Annotated in this window: 20 protein-coding genes; 17 read left to right on the top strand and 3 right to left on the bottom strand. The window is 37.2% G+C overall.

Translation table 11 applies throughout. From position 1 onward, the window contains the following. Positions 1 to 8: 8 nt before the first annotated feature. The 5 genes from acsn021_RS16540 to mutY all read left to right on the top strand — a co-directional run bounded on the left by acsn021_RS16540 (position 9) and on the right by mutY (position 5,127). A complete protein-coding gene (locus tag acsn021_RS16540) occupies positions 9 to 1,022 on the top strand; it encodes a glycosyltransferase family 2 protein (protein ID WP_184093514.1) in 1,014 nt (337 codons plus the stop codon). A 52-nt stretch (positions 1,023 to 1,074) separates the two neighbouring features. Then, the gene (locus tag acsn021_RS16535; RefSeq protein WP_184093513.1) at positions 1,075 to 2,022 is read left to right on the top strand and encodes a glycosyltransferase family 2 protein; all 948 of its coding nucleotides are present in this window, start codon (positions 1,075 to 1,077) and stop codon (positions 2,020 to 2,022) included. 155 nt (positions 2,023 to 2,177) lie between these two features. Continuing rightward, positions 2,178 to 2,681, top strand: coding sequence for an acetolactate synthase small subunit (ilvN, locus tag acsn021_RS16530; protein ID WP_184093512.1), 504 nt, complete (start codon positions 2,178 to 2,180; stop codon positions 2,679 to 2,681). A 151-nt stretch (positions 2,682 to 2,832) separates the two neighbouring features. Next, on the top strand, positions 2,833 to 3,843 hold the full coding sequence (gene ilvC, locus acsn021_RS16525) for a ketol-acid reductoisomerase (RefSeq protein ID WP_184093511.1): 1,011 nt from the start codon (positions 2,833 to 2,835) through the stop codon (positions 3,841 to 3,843). 204 nt (positions 3,844 to 4,047) lie between these two features. Continuing rightward, positions 4,048 to 5,127 carry an A/G-specific adenine glycosylase gene (gene mutY, locus acsn021_RS16520; RefSeq protein WP_184093510.1) on the top strand — a complete coding sequence of 360 codons (1,080 nt, stop codon included), beginning with the start codon at positions 4,048 to 4,050 and terminating at the stop codon, positions 5,125 to 5,127. 197 nt (positions 5,128 to 5,324) lie between these two features. Here mutY and acsn021_RS16515 read toward each other — a convergent pair whose 3' ends face one another. Both acsn021_RS16515 and acsn021_RS16510 read right to left on the bottom strand, forming a co-directional pair. After that, positions 5,325 to 5,819, bottom strand: a complete 495-nt coding sequence (locus acsn021_RS16515; RefSeq protein WP_184093509.1) for a hypothetical protein — start codon at positions 5,817 to 5,819, stop codon at positions 5,325 to 5,327. A 75-nt stretch (positions 5,820 to 5,894) separates the two neighbouring features. After that, positions 5,895 to 6,836, bottom strand: coding sequence for a LysR family transcriptional regulator (locus acsn021_RS16510; RefSeq protein WP_184093508.1), 942 nt, complete (start codon positions 6,834 to 6,836; stop codon positions 5,895 to 5,897). Between the two features lie 117 nt (positions 6,837 to 6,953). On the opposite strand from acsn021_RS16510, the gene leuB reads away from it, so the two are divergent. The 4 genes from leuB (at position 6,954) to acsn021_RS16490 (ending at position 11,146) form a co-directional block, all read left to right on the top strand. Then, complete coding sequence (gene leuB, locus acsn021_RS16505) at positions 6,954 to 8,039, top strand: 3-isopropylmalate dehydrogenase (RefSeq protein WP_184093507.1); 1,086 nt, start codon at positions 6,954 to 6,956, stop codon at positions 8,037 to 8,039. Between the two features lie 81 nt (positions 8,040 to 8,120). Next, positions 8,121 to 9,386: a 3-isopropylmalate dehydratase large subunit gene (leuC, locus tag acsn021_RS16500; protein WP_184093506.1), complete on the top strand. Its 1,266-nt coding sequence runs from the start codon at positions 8,121 to 8,123 to the stop codon at positions 9,384 to 9,386. Between the two features lie 112 nt (positions 9,387 to 9,498). Then, the gene (gene leuD, locus acsn021_RS16495; RefSeq protein WP_184093505.1) at positions 9,499 to 9,981 is read left to right on the top strand and encodes a 3-isopropylmalate dehydratase small subunit; all 483 of its coding nucleotides are present in this window, start codon (positions 9,499 to 9,501) and stop codon (positions 9,979 to 9,981) included. A gap of 292 nt (positions 9,982 to 10,273) precedes the next feature. Next, the gene (locus acsn021_RS16490) at positions 10,274 to 11,146 is read left to right on the top strand and encodes a DegV family protein (protein WP_184093504.1); all 873 of its coding nucleotides are present in this window, start codon (positions 10,274 to 10,276) and stop codon (positions 11,144 to 11,146) included. Positions 11,147 to 11,286: 140 nt separating this feature from the next. On the opposite strand, the gene acsn021_RS16485 is transcribed toward acsn021_RS16490, so the two are convergent. Next, on the bottom strand, positions 11,287 to 12,051 hold the full coding sequence (locus acsn021_RS16485; RefSeq protein WP_184093503.1) for a shikimate dehydrogenase family protein: 765 nt from the start codon (positions 12,049 to 12,051) through the stop codon (positions 11,287 to 11,289). A gap of 213 nt (positions 12,052 to 12,264) precedes the next feature. On the opposite strand from acsn021_RS16485, the gene spoIIIAA reads away from it, so the two are divergent. From spoIIIAA to acsn021_RS16445, 8 genes are all read left to right on the top strand, one after another. Then, positions 12,265 to 13,212: a stage III sporulation protein AA gene (gene spoIIIAA, locus acsn021_RS16480; protein WP_184093502.1), complete on the top strand. Its 948-nt coding sequence runs from the start codon at positions 12,265 to 12,267 to the stop codon at positions 13,210 to 13,212. A gap of 46 nt (positions 13,213 to 13,258) precedes the next feature. Beyond that, positions 13,259 to 13,786, top strand: coding sequence for a stage III sporulation protein AB (locus tag acsn021_RS16475; RefSeq protein ID WP_184093501.1), 528 nt, complete (start codon positions 13,259 to 13,261; stop codon positions 13,784 to 13,786). Positions 13,787 to 13,877: 91 nt separating this feature from the next. Then, positions 13,878 to 14,072, top strand: coding sequence for a stage III sporulation protein AC (gene spoIIIAC, locus acsn021_RS16470; protein WP_184093500.1), 195 nt, complete (start codon positions 13,878 to 13,880; stop codon positions 14,070 to 14,072). 196 nt (positions 14,073 to 14,268) lie between these two features. Further along, on the top strand, positions 14,269 to 14,658 hold the full coding sequence (locus tag acsn021_RS16465; protein WP_184093524.1) for a SpoIIIAC/SpoIIIAD family protein: 390 nt from the start codon (positions 14,269 to 14,271) through the stop codon (positions 14,656 to 14,658). A 26-nt stretch (positions 14,659 to 14,684) separates the two neighbouring features. Continuing rightward, positions 14,685 to 15,845, top strand: coding sequence for a stage III sporulation protein AE (locus tag acsn021_RS16460; RefSeq protein ID WP_184093499.1), 1,161 nt, complete (start codon positions 14,685 to 14,687; stop codon positions 15,843 to 15,845). 117 nt (positions 15,846 to 15,962) lie between these two features. After that, the gene (locus acsn021_RS16455; protein ID WP_184093498.1) at positions 15,963 to 16,601 is read left to right on the top strand and encodes a stage III sporulation protein AF; all 639 of its coding nucleotides are present in this window, start codon (positions 15,963 to 15,965) and stop codon (positions 16,599 to 16,601) included. Between the two features lie 31 nt (positions 16,602 to 16,632). Then, positions 16,633 to 17,244, top strand: coding sequence for a stage III sporulation protein AG (locus acsn021_RS16450; RefSeq protein WP_184093497.1), 612 nt, complete (start codon positions 16,633 to 16,635; stop codon positions 17,242 to 17,244). 24 nt (positions 17,245 to 17,268) lie between these two features. Beyond that, positions 17,269 to 18,072, top strand: coding sequence for a SpoIIIAH-like family protein (locus acsn021_RS16445; protein ID WP_184093496.1), 804 nt, complete (start codon positions 17,269 to 17,271; stop codon positions 18,070 to 18,072). Positions 18,073 to 18,325 lie beyond the last annotated feature (253 nt).

Raw genomic sequence — 18,325 nt, 5'->3', positions numbered from 1 at the left:
GACCATTAATGGAAGAGACAAAAGAATGGTTAATAGATGCACCTGATAGTCAAGAAAATGAAAAAATAGATGTTATTATTCCGGTTTATAAACCGGATGGAAAATTCAGGCAGTTAATAGAGCGATTAGTGAAACAGAGCAGAAAGCCGAATACTATATTTTTGCTTCATACCTTGGAAGAGCCGGCAGACAGTGCGGCGGCTATTTCCTCCAGAGAAGCTATTGATTTTGTAAAAAGTCTTAAGACAGAGGATTGTAACATACATTATACAGCCGTAAAAAAGGCTGACTTTGACCATGGCGGAACAAGAAATTTAGGAGCGTCATTATCAAATGCTGCATTTGTTGTGTTTATGACTCAGGATGCGGTGCCTGCTGACAGTCATTTAATCGAAAATTTAATCGTACCTTTTAAAGAGAAGGCAGTAGCCGCAGCCTATGCCAGACAGCTACCTAACCCCAAATCCGGAATAATTGAAAGTTATACCAGAGAGTTTAATTATCCCTTAGAAAGTTACTTAAAGTCAGAGAAAGACTTACCGATTCTTGGAATAAAGACCTATTTTTGTTCCAATGTATGTGCAGTTTATCGTAAAAAGGTTTATGAGGAACTGGGTGGCTTTGTATTAAAGACCATTTTTAATGAAGATATGATTATGGCAGCCGGGATTATTAGAGCTGGCTATTCTATTGCATATCAGGCAGATGCAAGGGTATATCATTCCCATGTTTATAACTACAGACAGCAGTTTAAAAGGAATTTTGATTTAGCCGTATCGCAGGAACAGTATAGAGAAATATTTAAAGCGGTAAAGTCGGAAAATGAAGGCATCAAGTTAGTAAAGCGGACTTTAAATTATTTATGCAAAGAAGGAAAGTATTATTTGATTCCGGACTTAATTCTGCAAAGTGCTTTTAAGTATTTTGGATATAAGGCCGGAAGAAATTTTAAAAAGTTACCTTTGGAATTTATTAAGAAACTAAGTATGAATCCTGGATATTGGGAAGATGATATAAAATGAATTATTTAAGCGATATTTAAGGTTGATATAATTTACAGGGATGGAGCAGAGAATGAAGTATGTTAACATTATTATGGCGGCTTATAATGGCGGCAAATTCATTGGAGAACAATTAGAATCGATACTCAATAATGACTATACTAATTGGATTTTATGGGTATTTGATGACGGTTCTACGGATGAAACACAAAGCATAGTCAGAAAGCATCAGATAGATTATCCGGATAAAATAAAGTATATAAAAAACAGCAGGAATCTGGGTGTAACGCATAACTTTTTGAATGGTCTCTGCTATGTAGTTAATGAAGGGGATCGTACCAACGACTCTTATTTTATGTTCTGTGATCAGGACGATGTCTGGTATTCGAATAAAATAGCAGACACCGTAAGCTGTATGCTGAAACTAGAAAAAAAACATGGAAGAAGCATACCGGCAGCAGTTTTTACAGATGTTAATGTAGTAGATTCTGCGTTGATGACAATACACCCTTCGTTTCACCACTCCAATCACTTAGATACAAAAAAATTAGATTTGCCTCATCTGCTTATGGAAAATAAATTGATTGGTTGTACTACTATGATTAATTATTCTTTAGCAAGTAAGGTAACTGTAAAGTCACATATGCATATCCGTTACCATGACTGGTGGATTGGTCTGATAGCAGCAAGCTGCGGCAATATAGGATATCTGCACAAGGCAACAATGGCATATCGGCAGCATGGGAATAATTTGGTGGGAGACCAGAATTTTATAGGTTATGTTGAAAAACGTATTCTATCGTTTAAAGAGCAACGTGAAACCTTGCTATCCACAGTAAAGCAGGCAGGTACATTTTACAGGATGTACCATAAAGAGTTAGAGCCACAGCAAAAACTGCAAATTTATACATTTGCTAATCTTTACAATTACAACTGGATTTTGCGTCGGGCTGTGGTGATGAAACATGGATATTTGAAGTCTGGATTTTTAAGAAACCTTGGATTATTGCTAATTCTATAACGATTTAAGGGTATCAAATGCGTTAAGATGTAACCAAATTGAAGTTAAAATCCAAAAAACCCCATGAAATATCAAGTTTTAAATATTGACAATTTATATTCATATTGTTACAATGAATACAATTTATATACAAAAGAAATGACAGGAGGTCCAAAATGAAGATGGTATTATCCATCCTGGTGGATAATACGGCAGGTGTATTAAGCCGTGTTTCCGGGTTATTCAGCAGGAGAGGCTACAATATTGACAGTCTTACAGTAGGTGAGACAGAGAACCCGGTTTTTTCCCGAATGACTGTAGTAGTCAACGGGGATGATCAGATTTTGGAACAAATCAGGAAGCAACTGTTAAAATTGGAAGATGTCAAGGAAGTAAAGGAACTTTTACCTGACGAATCCGTTTGCAGAGAGTTGATATTGGTAAAAGTCCTGTCTACAGTTAAAGAGAGACAGGCAATTATTGCAGTTGCTGATATTTTCAGGGCAAAGATAGTAGATGTAGCTTTGGAATCCCTGATGATTGAACTTACGGGGAATCAGGCTAAGATAGATGCTTTTATAAAATTACTGGAAGGCTATACCATTAAAGAAATGGTTCGCACAGGTATTACAGGGTTAACCAGAGGTTCAGGCGATATAGCGGATTATCTGGATGATTGATTTAAAAAGTAAAGCATAGACAGTATATACGTTCGGCATGCCGAACGTTATTGTTAAGGGGATACTTTAACAAGTTAAATAAGTAAAGATGTGATTATTTCAAAGAGGATACTCTTTGTTCATAATAATTTAATTTCAGGAGGATATGAAGATGGCAAAGATATTTTATCAAGAAGATTGTAACTTATCATTATTAGAAGGCAAGACAATAGCGGTTATCGGTTATGGCAGCCAGGGACATGCCCACGCTTTAAATGCAAAAGAATCAGGAGTTCATGTTATTATCGGTCTTTATGAAGGCAGTAAATCATGGGCGAAAGCGGAAGCAGCCGGCTTTGAAGTATATAGCGCAGCAGAAGCAGCGAAAAAAGCTGATATTATCATGATTTTAACCAATGATGAAAAACAGGGAAAACTATATAAAGAATCTATCGAACCAAACTTAGAGCCAGGGAATGCGCTAATGTTTGCACATGGTTTCTCCATCCATTTCGGACAGATTATTCCTCCGGCAGATGTTGATGTAATGATGATTGCACCAAAAGGACCCGGACATACAGTAAGAGGTCAGTACTTAGAAGGACAAGGAGTTCCTTGTCTAATCGCTGTAGCTCAGGATGCTACCGGAAAAGCACATGACTTAGGCTTAGCCTATGCGCTTGCAATCGGTGGCGCTCGTGCAGGTGTATTACAAACAACTTTCCGTGAAGAGACAGAAACGGACTTATTTGGTGAACAAGCTGTATTATGCGGTGGTGTAACTGAATTAATGAAAGCTGGTTTTGAAGTATTAGTTGAAGCTGGATATGAACCGGAAAGTGCATATTTTGAATGTATCCATGAAATGAAATTAATTGTAGACTTAATTAATGAAAGTGGTTTTGCAGGAATGAGATACTCTATCTCCAATACCGCAGAATATGGAGATTATATCACTGGACCAAAGATTATAACAGAAGATACAAAGAATGCTATGAGACAAGTATTAAAAGACATTCAAGAAGGTGTATTTGCACGTAACTGGTTATTGGAGAATCAGATTGGCTGTACCAATTTCTTAGCAAAGAGAAGAAAAGAATCTGAACATCAATTAGAAACAGTTGGTGCGGAATTACGTAAAATGATGAGCTGGACAAACAAATCTAAGTTAATCAACAACTAAAACAAATTAGTTGTATCGATAACATAAAATAGATAATTGATAAACCCCATGTCTTTCCATTGTAAGTAGGTTAAACCTTGCAGGAAAGACAGGGGTTTATTTTCACTAACATCTTGGTTTACGTGTGAACAAGTACATTCTCTATATGTAGTTGTTGACAGATTACTCCCGGATTCGCAGAGTTTTGGAAGAATGGAGATAACTATGACATATAACTATTCGGATACAATCGAGTATTTACTGGATTGGTATGATTTGAATGCAAGAATATTACCCTGGAGATCCAATCCCAAACCCTATTTTGTGTGGATATCTGAAATAATGCTACAGCAAACGAGAGTTGAAGCAGTAAAAGCATATTTTGAAAGATTTATAAAAGATTTGCCCGATATAAAAGCGCTTGCAGAGGTACCAGAGGAAAAACTTCTAAAATTGTGGGAAGGACTGGGGTATTATAACCGTGCCAGAAATCTACAAAAGGCTGCTAAGCATTTGCTTGAAGACTATGACGGTGTTATGCCGGCTGATTATCAGGCTTTACTAAAGCTTCCTGGCATCGGCACGTATACAGCAGGAGCAATTGCATCCATTGCCTTTCAGATACCGGAACCGGCAGTAGACGGCAATGTACTGCGGGTTATGAAACGTCTTGCCAACAGCTTTGATGATATTACCAGCAGCAAAGTAAAAAGTACATTGGAGCAGGATTTGCGCGAGATAATGCCTTTAGAAAGGCCGGGTGATTTTAACCAGGCAATTATGGAACTTGGAGCTACGGTATGCATTCCAGGAGGCAAACCTTTGTGCCAGAAATGTCCGGTGGTACATCTGTGTCAGGGGTACAAAAATAAGAATGAAATGAAGATTCCTGTTAAACCGGAAAAAAAGCCCAGGAAGCTGGAGGAAAAAACTCTACTGGTTTTTAAAAAGGCAGGAAAATATGCATTGCAAAAACGACCCTCCAAGGGACTACTAGCAGGTCTATGGGAGTTGCCCTATGTAGAGGGAAGGTGTCTTATAGAAGTTGTAGAGGAGTATTTAATTAAAGCAGGTGTCCGGTTTGAATCGATAGAACCCCTTGGAGCAGGAAAGCATATATTTTCTCATATTGAGTGGCATATGATGGGATATCTTATTGTACTGCCCGACGATGAAATTGTAAATGAAACTTCAACCAATCATGATATCTGGCTGGAAAGCTTAGTATGGGCAGACAGAAAAGAAATCGAAGAAGTATATACCTTGCCATCTGCCTTTGATACTTATAAAAAATACATGCTATAAAGTCGGAACTAAACTGATAATCTGGTATGAGTTATCTAGTTAATATTCTTTAATATAGGAACTATACGAACAGTATTGTAAAAAACTAAAATTTATAACAGAAGAAGCTCTATGTTTTTTTCCTAATGTACTGCTGGTTGAAACATAGAGTTTCCACTGTTTGCCAGTCTTAATTGCAACAGTATCTTATTACTGGGTTACTCTTGGCATAATACAATTATAGTGTAGGGGGTTGTCTGAGCAGGTATGCTTCGGGTTGAAGGACCATACAAGACAATGAGAAAATGATTGCCTGGATCTTGATAAAATGGCTGGCCGTTCTGAAGTATAATTATGGTCGTATCAGAGATGTTTAATCGGAGCATACCGTCACTGCTTGATAATTGACGGTTGAAATAGTCAACTTTAGAATTGACTTCATCTGTACCCACGATAATTATCAGGGCACGGAATCTGGGGGGATAAATTAAAGGAACAGGTGCATTTGCGTCGAAATAAGCAGTAATTGTATCCCCTTCCTCAGCCATGGCTAAATCAACAAAATAGGTTCCGGGGGTAACGATTAAATCAATAATATTTTTGTCCTGGTCTTCAATAGTAATCAATTTATTGCAGCCAAAGGATTCTCTGGAATCCAACTGAATATCTTCAATTGTTAGTATAGTTCCTGAATAAGAATTAAATACTATCATATCTGCCTTTTGAGGAATCTGTTATTATCTTCATAATATGCAGATTCTTATAATGTGTACCGGATGTTTATTCCCTTAAGAGGTGGTTCTATAAAACTGTATAAATTTTTCTAAGGTCTGTGTTAACTGTGCAGATTTTTTATAAGCAAAGCCGATTTCTCTGGCTTTTAAGGGATTTTCTAGAGGGATTTCCACCAAAAGCTCCTGCTTTAGCTCTGTCTCAACGAATTCTTTTATTACACAGGATACACCAAGACTTATCTTTGCAAATTCTATTAACAAATCCATGTTACTGATCTCAAGAATTTGATTTGTTTCAATCTGATTTTTGGTAAAATAATTATCTATAAACAATCTGGTCATATTTTTTTCATCCAATAGCATAATATTAGCAGTTTTAAAAATGAAAGAAGAGGGCAGGGAGATGCTTTCGTTATTGATAGAGCTATAAGCTGGCATTACAGAAGATTCCCTTAGTCTTAAATTTTCTAAATAAGATTTAGTAGCCACAAAAATATCTTCAATTTTTTTGACGGGATAAAAATCCAGATTTTTAAGATCTTCCGGAAGTCCGATTAATCCTATATCAATTTTATTCTGCTCCAAAAGTTCAAGAGTTTTAAAGGTAGATTGACATTCAATGGAAACTTTTACATGGGGATAGGTTAGAACGAAGTTTTTTAAATATGGCAGCAGAATATATTTGCATAGAGTAGCACTGACTCCGATGCGCAGGTGCCCCATTCCAAGTTCATGAATTCGGCGGAGGTTTCGTTCCCCTTGAGAAAGGGTGAGAAAAGCAGATTTGGTATATTCATATAATATTTCTCCTTCTCCTGTAAGACGTACACCCCTCGAAGATCTTATAAATAAGGGAACACCTAAACTTTCTTCAAGTTTACTAATAGCTTTACTGATAGCAGGTTGACTGATATACAATTCTTTAGCAGCATGTGAGATATTGCCTGTAGAAGCAACGGTGTTAAAGATTTTATAATTGGTTAAATTAAAGTCCATAATGTTCCTTTCATAACTTCAAGTTATAGTAGATATTCTTTATATGTATTTCAATTATATCAAAGATTATGGTAAAATAGCAATAAATATAGTGAACGAAAAGGAGAAGGGCAAGATATGAAATATAACATAGCAGTTATACCGGGGGATGGTATCGGTCCTGAAATCATCCGGGAAGCAAAAAAAGTGTTAGATACGGTGGGGAAAAAATATGGACATCAATTCTGTTATACAGAGGTTTTAATGGGTGGTGTTTCCATTGATGCAACAGGTGTGCCATTAACAGAAGAGGCTTTGGAGACTGCGAAGAAAAGTGATTCTGTCCTTTTAGGTGCAGTAGGCGGTCATGTAGGACAATCCAATTGGTATTCCCTGCCTCCGAACCAGCGTCCTGAAGCCGGTTTGCTTCAGTTAAGAAAGGGGCTTGAACTTTTTGCTAATCTGCGTCCTGCCCTATTGTTTGAGGAACTAAAAGCTGCCTGTCCCTTACGAGATGAAATTATCCGAGAAGGTTTCGACTTTGTAGTAGTCAGAGAGCTAACCGGAGGACTCTATTTTGGAGAGCGAAAAACCTATGAGGAAAATGGACTGCGAAAAGCGTACGATACCTTGGCTTATGATGAAGAAGAAATACGACGAATTGCAAAGTGGGGGTTTGAAATAGCCAGAAAGCGAAAGAAGAAAGTCTGTAGTGTTGACAAGGCTAACGTAATAGACACTTCCAGACTTTGGAGACAGGTTGTTAAAGAAGTGTCAGCGGATTATCCGGATGTAGAACTAAGTGATATGTTAGTAGATAATTGTGCCATGCAGTTGGTAAAGAATCCAGGGCAATTCGATGTAATCCTAACTGAGAATATGTTTGGAGATATCTTATCGGATGAAGCTAGTATGGTGACTGGTTCCATAGGAATGTTATCCTCTGCAAGCCTTGGCAATAGCAAACTAGGATTATATGAACCAAGCCATGGCTCTGCACCGGATATAGCAGGTCAGAATAAGGCGAATCCAATAGCAACTATACTATCTGCTGCCATGATGCTGCGTTATTCCTTTGACTTGGAGGAGGAAGCAGCAGCGGTGGAAACGGCAGTTCAGAAAGTCTTAAAAAAGGAATATCGTACAGTGGACATATTATCAGAAGGAAAAAAACTGGTAGGCACTGATAAAATGGGTGATTTGATAGCAGAAGAAATAAGATAGACAGTAACGATTTACAATTAACTAGGATTAAGGTGTCAAAAGCCCTAATCAATATATGGAAGGAAAAGGGAGGAATAGAATATGGGAATGACTATGACCCAAAAGATATTGGCGGCTCATGCTAGACTTGATAATGTAACTGCCGGTCAGTTAATTGAAGCAGACTTGGATTTAGTTTTGGGAAATGACGTGACAGCGCCTGTTGCCATTAAAGAAATGCAAAAGGTTAAAGGCAATGGGGTTTTTGATAAGGATAAAATCGCCTTGGTTCCTGATCATTTCACACCCAATAAGGATATTAAATCGGCTGAACACTGTAAATGTGTAAGGGATTTTGCCTATGAGCATGACATTACCAATTATTTTGAAATTGGTGAGATGGGGATTGAGCATGCATTATTACCTGAAAAAGGGCTTGTAGTAGCAGGTGATGTAGTGATAGGAGCCGATTCCCATACCTGTACTTATGGTGCACTTGGGGCATTTTCCACCGGTGTAGGAAGCACGGACATGGCAGCAGGAATGGCAACCGGTAAGGCATGGTTTAAGGTACCATCCGCTCTTAAGTTTGAACTGGTAGGAAAACCCGCTGAGTGGGTAAGCGGAAAAGATATTATTCTGCACATTATCGGAAAAATCGGAGTAGATGGTGCTTTGTATAAATCTATGGAATTTACGGGAGAGGGTATCAGCCATCTGACCATGGATGACCGTTTTTCCATGGCAAATATGGCAATAGAAGCCGGAGCAAAAAATGGAATATTTCCGGTAGATGAGAAAGTTCTTGAATACATAAAAGAACACTCTTCAAAAGCTTATAAGGTCTATGAAGCAGATGACGATGCTGTATATGATGAAACTTATGTTATTGATTTATCAGCTTTAAAACCCACAGTAGCATTTCCACATTTGCCGGAGAACACCCGAACGATTGACGAAGTGGGAGACATTAAGATAGACCAGGTGGTAATTGGTTCCTGTACCAATGGCAGAATTGAAGATTTAAGGACAGCAGCTAAGGTTCTTGCAGGAAGAAAGGTTGCAAAGGGTATGCGTGTAATTGTATTCCCGGCAACACAGGCAATTTATTTGCAGGCAATGGAAGAGGGATTGTTATCAACCTTTATTAAGGCAGGAGCAGTTGTAAGCACCCCCACCTGCGGTCCATGTCTTGGCGGACATATGGGTATACTTGCAGCAGGAGAACGAGCAGTAGCAACGACAAACCGTAATTTTGTCGGACGTATGGGACATGTAGAATCTGAAGTATATTTGGCTAGTCCTGCGGTAGCAGCGGCAAGTGCCGTAACCGGCAAGATTTCAGGACCTAAGGAACTGGGTTTATAAAGTAGAGGAACAAAGCGGTTGAAAGAAAATTTTATGAAAGGAGCCACAATAGTATTCTTTCAATCTTTTAAAGTGGTATTACCGCAGAAATATCTGCGGATTGGACAGAACTATGAAAGCACATGGTACGGTACACAAATATGGAGACAATGTTGATACAGATGTTATTATACCCGCAAGGTATCTAAATTCCTCTGATCCGGCTGAATTAGCAAAAAAATGTATGGAGGACATTGATCCGGAATTTGTTGGCAGGGTTAAGTTAGGTGATATTATGGTCGCTAATAAGAATTTTGGCTGCGGTTCCTCCAGAGAACATGCACCTATTGCCATTAAGGCAGCAGGGATTCATTGTGTAATCGCTGAGACCTTTGCCAGAATATTTTATCGAAATGCTATTAATATCGGACTTCCAATTATAGAATGTCCTGAAGCAGCAAAAGCCATTGAAGCAGGAGATGAAGTAGAAATCGACTTTGATAATGGTATGATTTATAATATTACAAAGGATACCAGTTATCAAGGGCAGGCATTTCCAGAATTTATGCAAAAGATTATAAAAGCAGAAGGACTTATTAATTATATAAACAGTTAATGGAATTATTATTTAAAAAGCAGAAGCATGAGGTTTTAAATTCTTGAAAGAGAGGAAAAACCTTGTGCTTCTTTTTTGTCTCAAAATGAGTCTGAAACTGTTACCAAGGGCAAAACAAGTTGTAATAACCTGTTAAAAGTGATAAAATAAGTAAAGAAATATCCAAAAAGCAGGCTGATAAAAAGCATGTATTACCTGTTTGGTGAAAAATCTGAAAGAAAGGATGCCGACTTTATGCTAATGAGTGGCGGCAATATTACAGCAAAAGTGTAATATAGGATGGGTATAGATTATGAAAGACTATATTATTATTACAGAATCAACGTCTGATTTACCTCAAGAAATTGCAGACGAACTGGGAATACAGGTTATGCCCATGACCTTTGAACTTAGTGGAAAGAGTTACACCCACTATCCGGATGGAAGAGAGATGGATTTTCATGCATTTTATGACCGGTTGAGAAATGGAGAAAAATCAGTAACTTCTTTAATTAACACGGAAGCTTTTATAGAATTTTTTGAACCATTTATAAAGGAAGGGAAAGATATCTTATACATTGGTTTTTCATCAGGACTTAGCGGTACTTATAATTCCTCGTTATTGGCAAAGGAAGAACTTTTAGAACGTTACCCGGATACAAAAGTTGAATGTATTGATTCTAAGGCAGCCTCAGCAGGAGAAGGACTTTTAGTATATACTGCAGCTAAGAAAAAGAAAGAAGGATTAAGTTTTGAAGAATTAAGCAAGTGGCTTTTGGATAATGCACTGCATTTATGTCACTGGTTTACCGTAGATGATTTGAATCATCTGAAACGAGGCGGCCGAGTAAGTGCATTAAGTGCGGGTATCGGTACAGCTTTGAACATAAAGCCTGTATTGCATGTGGATAATGAAGGTCATCTAATACCGGTGGAGAAAGTAAGAGGCCGTAAAAAATCGTTAAATGCTTTATTTGAACATATGAAGGATACTTCCATAAATCCTAAAGACCAGGTAGTATTTATCGGACACGGTGATTCTTATGAGGATGCAGAGTATCTTGCAAGCCAAATCAAGGAAGAATTACAGGTAAAGGAGATTGTAATTACACCGATTGGACCTGTTATTGGAGCTCACTCAGGACCCGGTACCATCGCATTGTATTTCTTTGGAACAGAGCGTTAGAGTGTGACTTAAAAAACCCCTTGTCTCCTATGTACTACCCACATTCCAAACAAACATTTTTCGTTATATCCTGGAACAATAAGAATACCGGAACTGACATATTTAGACGCAGTTCCGGTATTCTTATGTTATGGGTTGGCTTATACCAAGTTATCTAAAGTCTCTTTATGGATTATAGTAATCTCTGCATCTGGTATTTCTTTATTAAGAAAAATCTCAACAGCATATTTAGCCTGCGCTATCAGCATTTCCATACCGTTAACAGCCTGTTTGCCTAGTTCTTCTGCCTGCTGTAATAACTTTGTCTTTAAAGGGTTATAAATTATATCAATTACAGCGGTACAGTTAGGGTAAAAGCTTAAGTCAATGGGGCTTTCACCTATATTCGGATACATACCCACGGGGCTGGTATTTATAATAAGTTCTGCATCAGAATGGATTTTCTTACATTCTTCATAGGTTAAAACACCATCACTTTTTCTATGTTTTACAATAATTATTTCACCGGCTTTGCCTAGCTCCAATGCTGCGATTACGGCTTTGGAAGCACCGCCATTACCAAGTACAAGCACTTTCTTACCGTCAACTTCAATACGGTTGTATTCCAAGGTATATTGAAATCCCAATACATCGGTATTAAATCCTATTAATTTGCCGGTTCTGTTCACAATCGTATTAACGGCTCCGATTTTTAAAGCCTTTTCATCTATTTCATCCAGATAGGGTATTACCTCACTTTTATACGGAATGGTTACATTAATACCCTTAAAGGCTCTCTTATTCATAAACTCCTTAAAAGCCTCTCTTGTTAGGGGAGTAATTTCATATTCATATTCTGCTAATCTTTCATGAATTGGTTTTGAAAAACTATGTCCTAATTTTTCTCCGATTAATCCGTATTCCATGCCGTTTCCTCCTGCTGCCTTTATATTAGCATACTCAATTGCCAAACTGTTATTTTATTAGTAAAAGAATAATATATTTAATTTTAATTTGCAAGTAAAATATAAGGTCATATTTTTTATATGAGGACATATATTGTTTTAAAAGGAGGAAGGAATCCTGATTTACATGTGTGTAATCGCAAATAGCGCTGGAGCACACAGATTGGAGTTGAAATGAATAATAAAGACGAGCTGTTAAAAATATTTTCCATTAAGCTTCGTACCATCTTGTCAAAGTTAAATCTGAATTATGATTTATTACAGGAAATTCGGTTAAGAGTAAATGCACCACTGCTTGTAATCTATGACAACAGAGAATACTTTATTACCGCTGAAGCTGAACTGGCTCTCGCAGAAACTATTCCTTATATTATTACGAAAAATGAAATCCGAGAGACCATGGAATATATCAGCAATTATTCCCTATATGCCTTTGAAGAAGAGTTAAAACAGGGTTTTATTACCATAACAGGAGGGCATAGGATAGGTATTGCTGGAAAAGCAGTTCTTGAAGAAAACAGAGTAAAAAGTATGAAGCATATCTCATTCATTAATATCAGGCTGTCTCATCAGGTAAAGGGCTGTGCTGACAAGGTACTTCCTTATATAACCGATGAACAGGAAGAGTGCTATCATACCTTGATTGTATCTCCCCCCAGGTGCGGTAAGACCACAATGTTACGGGATGTCATCAGGCAGCTTTCGGATGGGACAAAGAACCGGAAGGGGATACCGGTGGGAGTTGTGGATGAAAGGTCAGAAATAGGGGCATGCTATATGGGAATACCTCAAAATGATTTAGGGATGCGAACGGATGTCTTGGATTGTTGTCCGAAAGCCAAGGGAATGCTAATGTTGATTCGTTCAATGTCACCAAGGGTTATTGCAGTGGATGAGGTTGGTTCTGTTGAAGATATTGAAGCCATTGAATACGTAATGAACTGTGGCTGCAAACTTATAGCAACTGTTCACGGTAATTCACTGGAGGATATTATAAGCAAACCAATTCTTGGAAAGCTTGTTAAGGAGAAACTATTTGAAAGATATATATTGCTAGATAATCATGGAGAGGTAGGACACTTGAAAGAAATCTTTGACGAAAAGGGCGTCAAGATTTACTGACCCGGGTACATAATATTCGTGCCGGAATGCACAGATAGGAGTTTATATGATTACGGTAATTAAATTTGTAGGATGTGTGCTGATACTTACTTCCTCAGCGGGAATGGGTTGGTATTTCAGCAGTGAATTAAAAGGAAGAATACAAGATTTAAGAGATTTAAAGCGATTAATATTTTTATTGCGCGGTGATATCCGGTATGCCAATACACCATTGCCTGAAGCAGTACAAGCCTTATCTGTGAGACACGATGGAAAGTATAAAAAGTTTCTGGCGAATATCGCAGACAGATTGAATGAATTAGGTGGTATATCTTTTTGCACCATATGGAAGGAGGCAGTGGGGAAGGAACTTGGCAACACCTCCTTAAGTAAAAAGGATTTAAATAACCTTGCACAATTTGGTGAAAATCTTGGTTATTTAGATAAGGACATGCAGATAAATACGATTGATTTATATATATCTCAGCTCGAAGATGAAATAAAAGACATTTCAAAGAATGTAAAAGAAAAATCCTACCTATATAATTCTCTGGGGATTTTAGGAGGGATATTTATTACAATTATAATGCTGTAAGACTAATGATACTATACGTATTTTTCTCATAGAGTACACAAGCTTCAGATATCCGCATATGGAGCTAAAATGCATAGGAATGGAGGTTAACATGGATATCAACCTGATATTTCGAATTGCGGCAGTAGGTATCCTGGTTTCGGTACTAAATCAGATCCTAAAACAATCCGGAAGGGATGAGCAGGCTTTTCTTACCACTTTAGCCGGACTTATCCTGGTCTTATTTTGGATTGTGCCATTAATATCCGAGCTATTTCAGACAATTGAAAATTTATTTACCTTATAACTAGTTGATCTGGATGAACAGCATAATCTTGCATGTGTGCAAGTAAAAGTAATATACGCAAGTATAAACAATATGTGCAAGCACAAACAGATGGGAGCAGGTAGAAAAAACAGAAAGCATTTTTGGAGTTTTTTTCTTTCACACGCAAATTTGTACCAGTGGTTCAAAGTTTGCAGGTAACAGAAAGGGCATGGTTATTAATATGATTCAGATTGCTTTGGTGGGAATAGTAGTTGTTCTAATGGCGATTATTTTTAAGAACAGCAAATCAGAGTATGCCTTGTACATAAGCCTGGCTGGCTGTATATTAATTTTTTACTTAGGAGTGGGTAAGTTAGAAATTATAATTTCCACAATCAAAAAGATTCAGACCTACATTAATCTGAATGAAAACTACATATCTATTTTAATAAAGATTATCGGAATTACTTATATAGCAGAATTCTCCTCAAACATCTGTAAAGATTGTGGACATACTGCCGTTGCAAATCAAATTGAATTGGTAGGCAAGCTTACCATTCTTGCAACAGGAATGCCTATATTGTTAGCCTTACTGGATACCATAAACCAGTTTTTAACAGCTTAAGCCGGCTGACATAAGGAGGTATACATATGAACTGCTGCGACAGGAAAAAGATTTGGCTTATTCTTGCAGGAATCTATTTTGTACTATGTATGTTTACACCAGCTACGGTAAAAGCGACTACTTCTGGTACAAGCCCTGCAAAAACTGATATTACCAAAGATATTGAATACGATGAAATACAAAAAGTAATTGACCAGGTACTGACTACCAATGACAAAATTAATTTTGAAGACTATGTTACGGATATACTGACAGGAAATCGTAAGTCTTCACTGGAGCAGATACTTAAGGATTTAAAAGATGCTCTTGTAAAAGAGGTTAAGAGTAATATAAGTACCTTTACGGGACTTATATCAATAGCAGTAATTGCAGCTGTTTTCACCAACTTTTCTTACGCCTTTCAGAATACGCAGGTAGCGGAGACTGGTTTTTATGTAGCATATCTTCTTCTGTTCTCCATTTTGACAGCTTCTTTTATATCAGCAGCCACGTTGGCTGCGAATACTATAAGTGCTATTTTGGATTTTATGAAAGCACTGGTGCCTGCATATTTTATATCGGTGGCCTTTTGCTCCAGTGCCGCAACTTCTATGGTTTATTACCAAGTAAGTCTGTTTTTAATTACCTTTGTTGATATGTTGCTGGTTCATATTCTGATACCTATGATAAATATTTATCTTGTTATATCTATGGCAAATAATTTATCCAAGGAAGATTTACTGTCAAAGCTCGCAGATTTAATATCAGAGGTAATCAGGTGGAGTTTAAAAACTCTTATAGGTCTGGTGGTAGGTTTTAATGCCATACAAGGTTTAATACTACCGGTTGCAGACAGCATTAAAAAATCGACTCTTTTAAAACTTGCCGGTGCGATACCCGGAATAGGAAACGCCCTTGGCGGTGTGACAGAAAGTGTAATCGGAGCAGGTATCCTCTTAAAAAATGCTATAGGTGTTGCAGGCGTTATCGTTATAATAACTGTCTGCGCAGTTCCTATTATAAAGCTTGCTGTTACCACCTTAATATACCGGGTCAGCAGTGCAGCCGTCCAGCCCATATCGGACAAGCGTATGCTAAAATGTGTGACTGCTTCTGCCGATGCCTGTGTGCTGTTACTTCAGACGGTTATTGTAGGTGCTATTCTGTTTTTATTAACGATTACCATAATTGCTGCAACTACAAACTAAATGAATAATGTCAGACATCTATGAAATGTGTGGGAGAGGTATTTATTCCACATTCAGTCACTGAAAAAAGAGACTACAATTGATGAAGGAAGATTAAAAGAAGGGGGGTGTTGATGGTTGAATGAAATATATTCATGGGTTAAAAACATCGTTATATTTCTTGTACTTACTACCATAGTTACCAATCTTTTGGGGAAAAGTTCCTACAAAAAATATATAAACCTGGTAACTGGCATAATCCTTGTAATACTGGTAATATCACCATTGTTAAAACTTTTCCAGTTAGACAGTACTCTGGATTATTATTTTACTACCAACACTTTGTTAGCAGATGCAGAGGGAATAAAGGTGAGGCTTGAGGGTAAAGAAAATCAGCAGTTGGAGGCTATTTTAGGAGAGTATAAGGAACAAATAAAAGTACAGGTAACAAGACTTTTAGAACAAGAAAAAGTATATCCTGGGGAAATCAAAGTGGTAATTGAAGAAGACGAAACTAGTGAGAATTTTGGCAATTTGGCAGCTCTAGAAATTAATGCGAGCATTAATTATAAGGAGCAGGAGGTAGAAATGAAAGGACAGGAGGTAATAAAAGTAGATAGCGTAAAAATAGACAAGATTAAAATATCAAAGCAACAAAAGGAAGATAGAGAAATTAATAGAAATTACTTGTCTCCCATGGAAATTAATACAAAAAACCTGTTGTCGGACTTCTATAATATAAACCCTGATAATATAAATATTAGTATACAGGAGTAATCTCTTCTGTCGTACTGTAATAGGAGAAAATATGGATAAGGAAAAGGTAAAAGATAAGAAAAAAATTACTATTAAAGAAATAGGGCCTGCAAGACTTGTAATGCTGCTTATGGCAGGAATCTTTCTGCTTTTATTATCATTTCCGGATTTACTATCATCAAAAGGAACAAAAAAAGATAATACGGGAATTTTGGAGACCGTAACTGAAAATAATATGAAATCCGTAAAGACAGGAGATGAAACAACAATATATGTAAATGACTTAGAGAACCGTTTAGAGAGTATTCTGGCAAAAGTAGAAGGAATCGGTTCTGTCGATGTAATGATAACTCTAAAAGGCTCTAAAGAAGAAATTGTCTTAAAAGATAAACCATATACGCAAGAGAGTATGAATGAAGTTGACGGGGAGGGCGGAAATAGGGATAGCAGTAATGTAAGCAGAGATGACACCACTGTTTTAGTTAACGGAGGAGATGGAACCAGTATGCCATATATACTAAAGGAACTGGCTCCGGAATTTGAAGGAATTCTGGTAATAGCAGAAGGTGGCGGTAATATTCAAATAAAAACAGAAATAATGGATGCTGTACAGGTATTATTTAACGTACCTGCACATAAAGTTAAAGTAATGAAAATGAATTAGGAGAGAATTTAAAAGGAGGACAGTATGAAAAATATATTTAAGAAAAATCAAATCATCATAACGGCTCTGGCAATTATGATAGCGATTGCAGGGTATCTGAATTTTTCTGAAAGGAATCATGATGAGAACGTTGTAGATGTGGGTACAGGTGAAGTGTTGGATTACGATACGACTGCAGAAACTATGGGAGATGATGTTACCAAAAGTGATTTATTTACCCTGGATGACAGCCTTATAAGTGATAAGGAGCTGGATATTGCTACAGACGGCGAGACAGATACAAAAGAAACTGCAAAAGGTGAAGAAGGTAAAGAAACCGCAGATGGCAGTAAGGATACGGAAGAGGTAGCAACCTATGAAGTTACTGATAAAGGGGAAGTTGTAACTGATGATAAAAAGAAAGAGGATACTGAGGATAAAGAAGAAACAAGTGCTCCTGGTGAAGCAGTGCTTGTGAGTACTACTACAACCCCGGATTTCTTTGCCTCTAAACTATTAGAAAGAGAACAATTAAGAGCCAAGAATCAGGAACAGCTTACAGCAATCATCAACAATACCAATTTATCAGAGGCATCAAAAGAAGAAGCGATTAATAAGATGATAAGTATGACTACGATTGCAGAACAAGAAAATGCAACAGAGACGCTGCTTGAAGCAAAAGGCTTTAGTGATGCATTAGTAACGATTCGTGAAAATGGTGTGGATGTAGTTATTAATGCTACCAGCTTGACAGAGCAGGATGTAGCTAAAATAACGGATATCGTAAAAAGAAACACAGGTGCTGAAGCAAAAGATATAGTAATAGCGCCTGTAGTTGCAACAGAATAGGAAGAATAAAGGTTTACTTTGAAATGCGACTTACATATAGTAAAGTGTAGCAGATTCTGCTGTATTTATTGGCATTAAAATAAAGAGCTAAAAATGCAGCAGAATTTTTCTGCTTTTTTATTGATGCTAGTATTAATAAGAGGAAAAGGCATGTTTATACATTGATTTAATGTATGCTATAGCTGCAAGCAGATTTGGCATACAATATGCTCTAATATACAAAAGGAAGAATTACCTTCTGTGAATTGGCAAT

The sequence above is a fragment of the Anaerocolumna cellulosilytica genome, assembly GCF_014218335.1.
GTDB lineage: Bacteria > Bacillota > Clostridia > Lachnospirales > Lachnospiraceae > Anaerocolumna > Anaerocolumna cellulosilytica.
The sequence above is the reverse complement of the archived record's forward strand: the minus strand, read 5'-3'. Positions and strand labels throughout refer to the sequence as shown.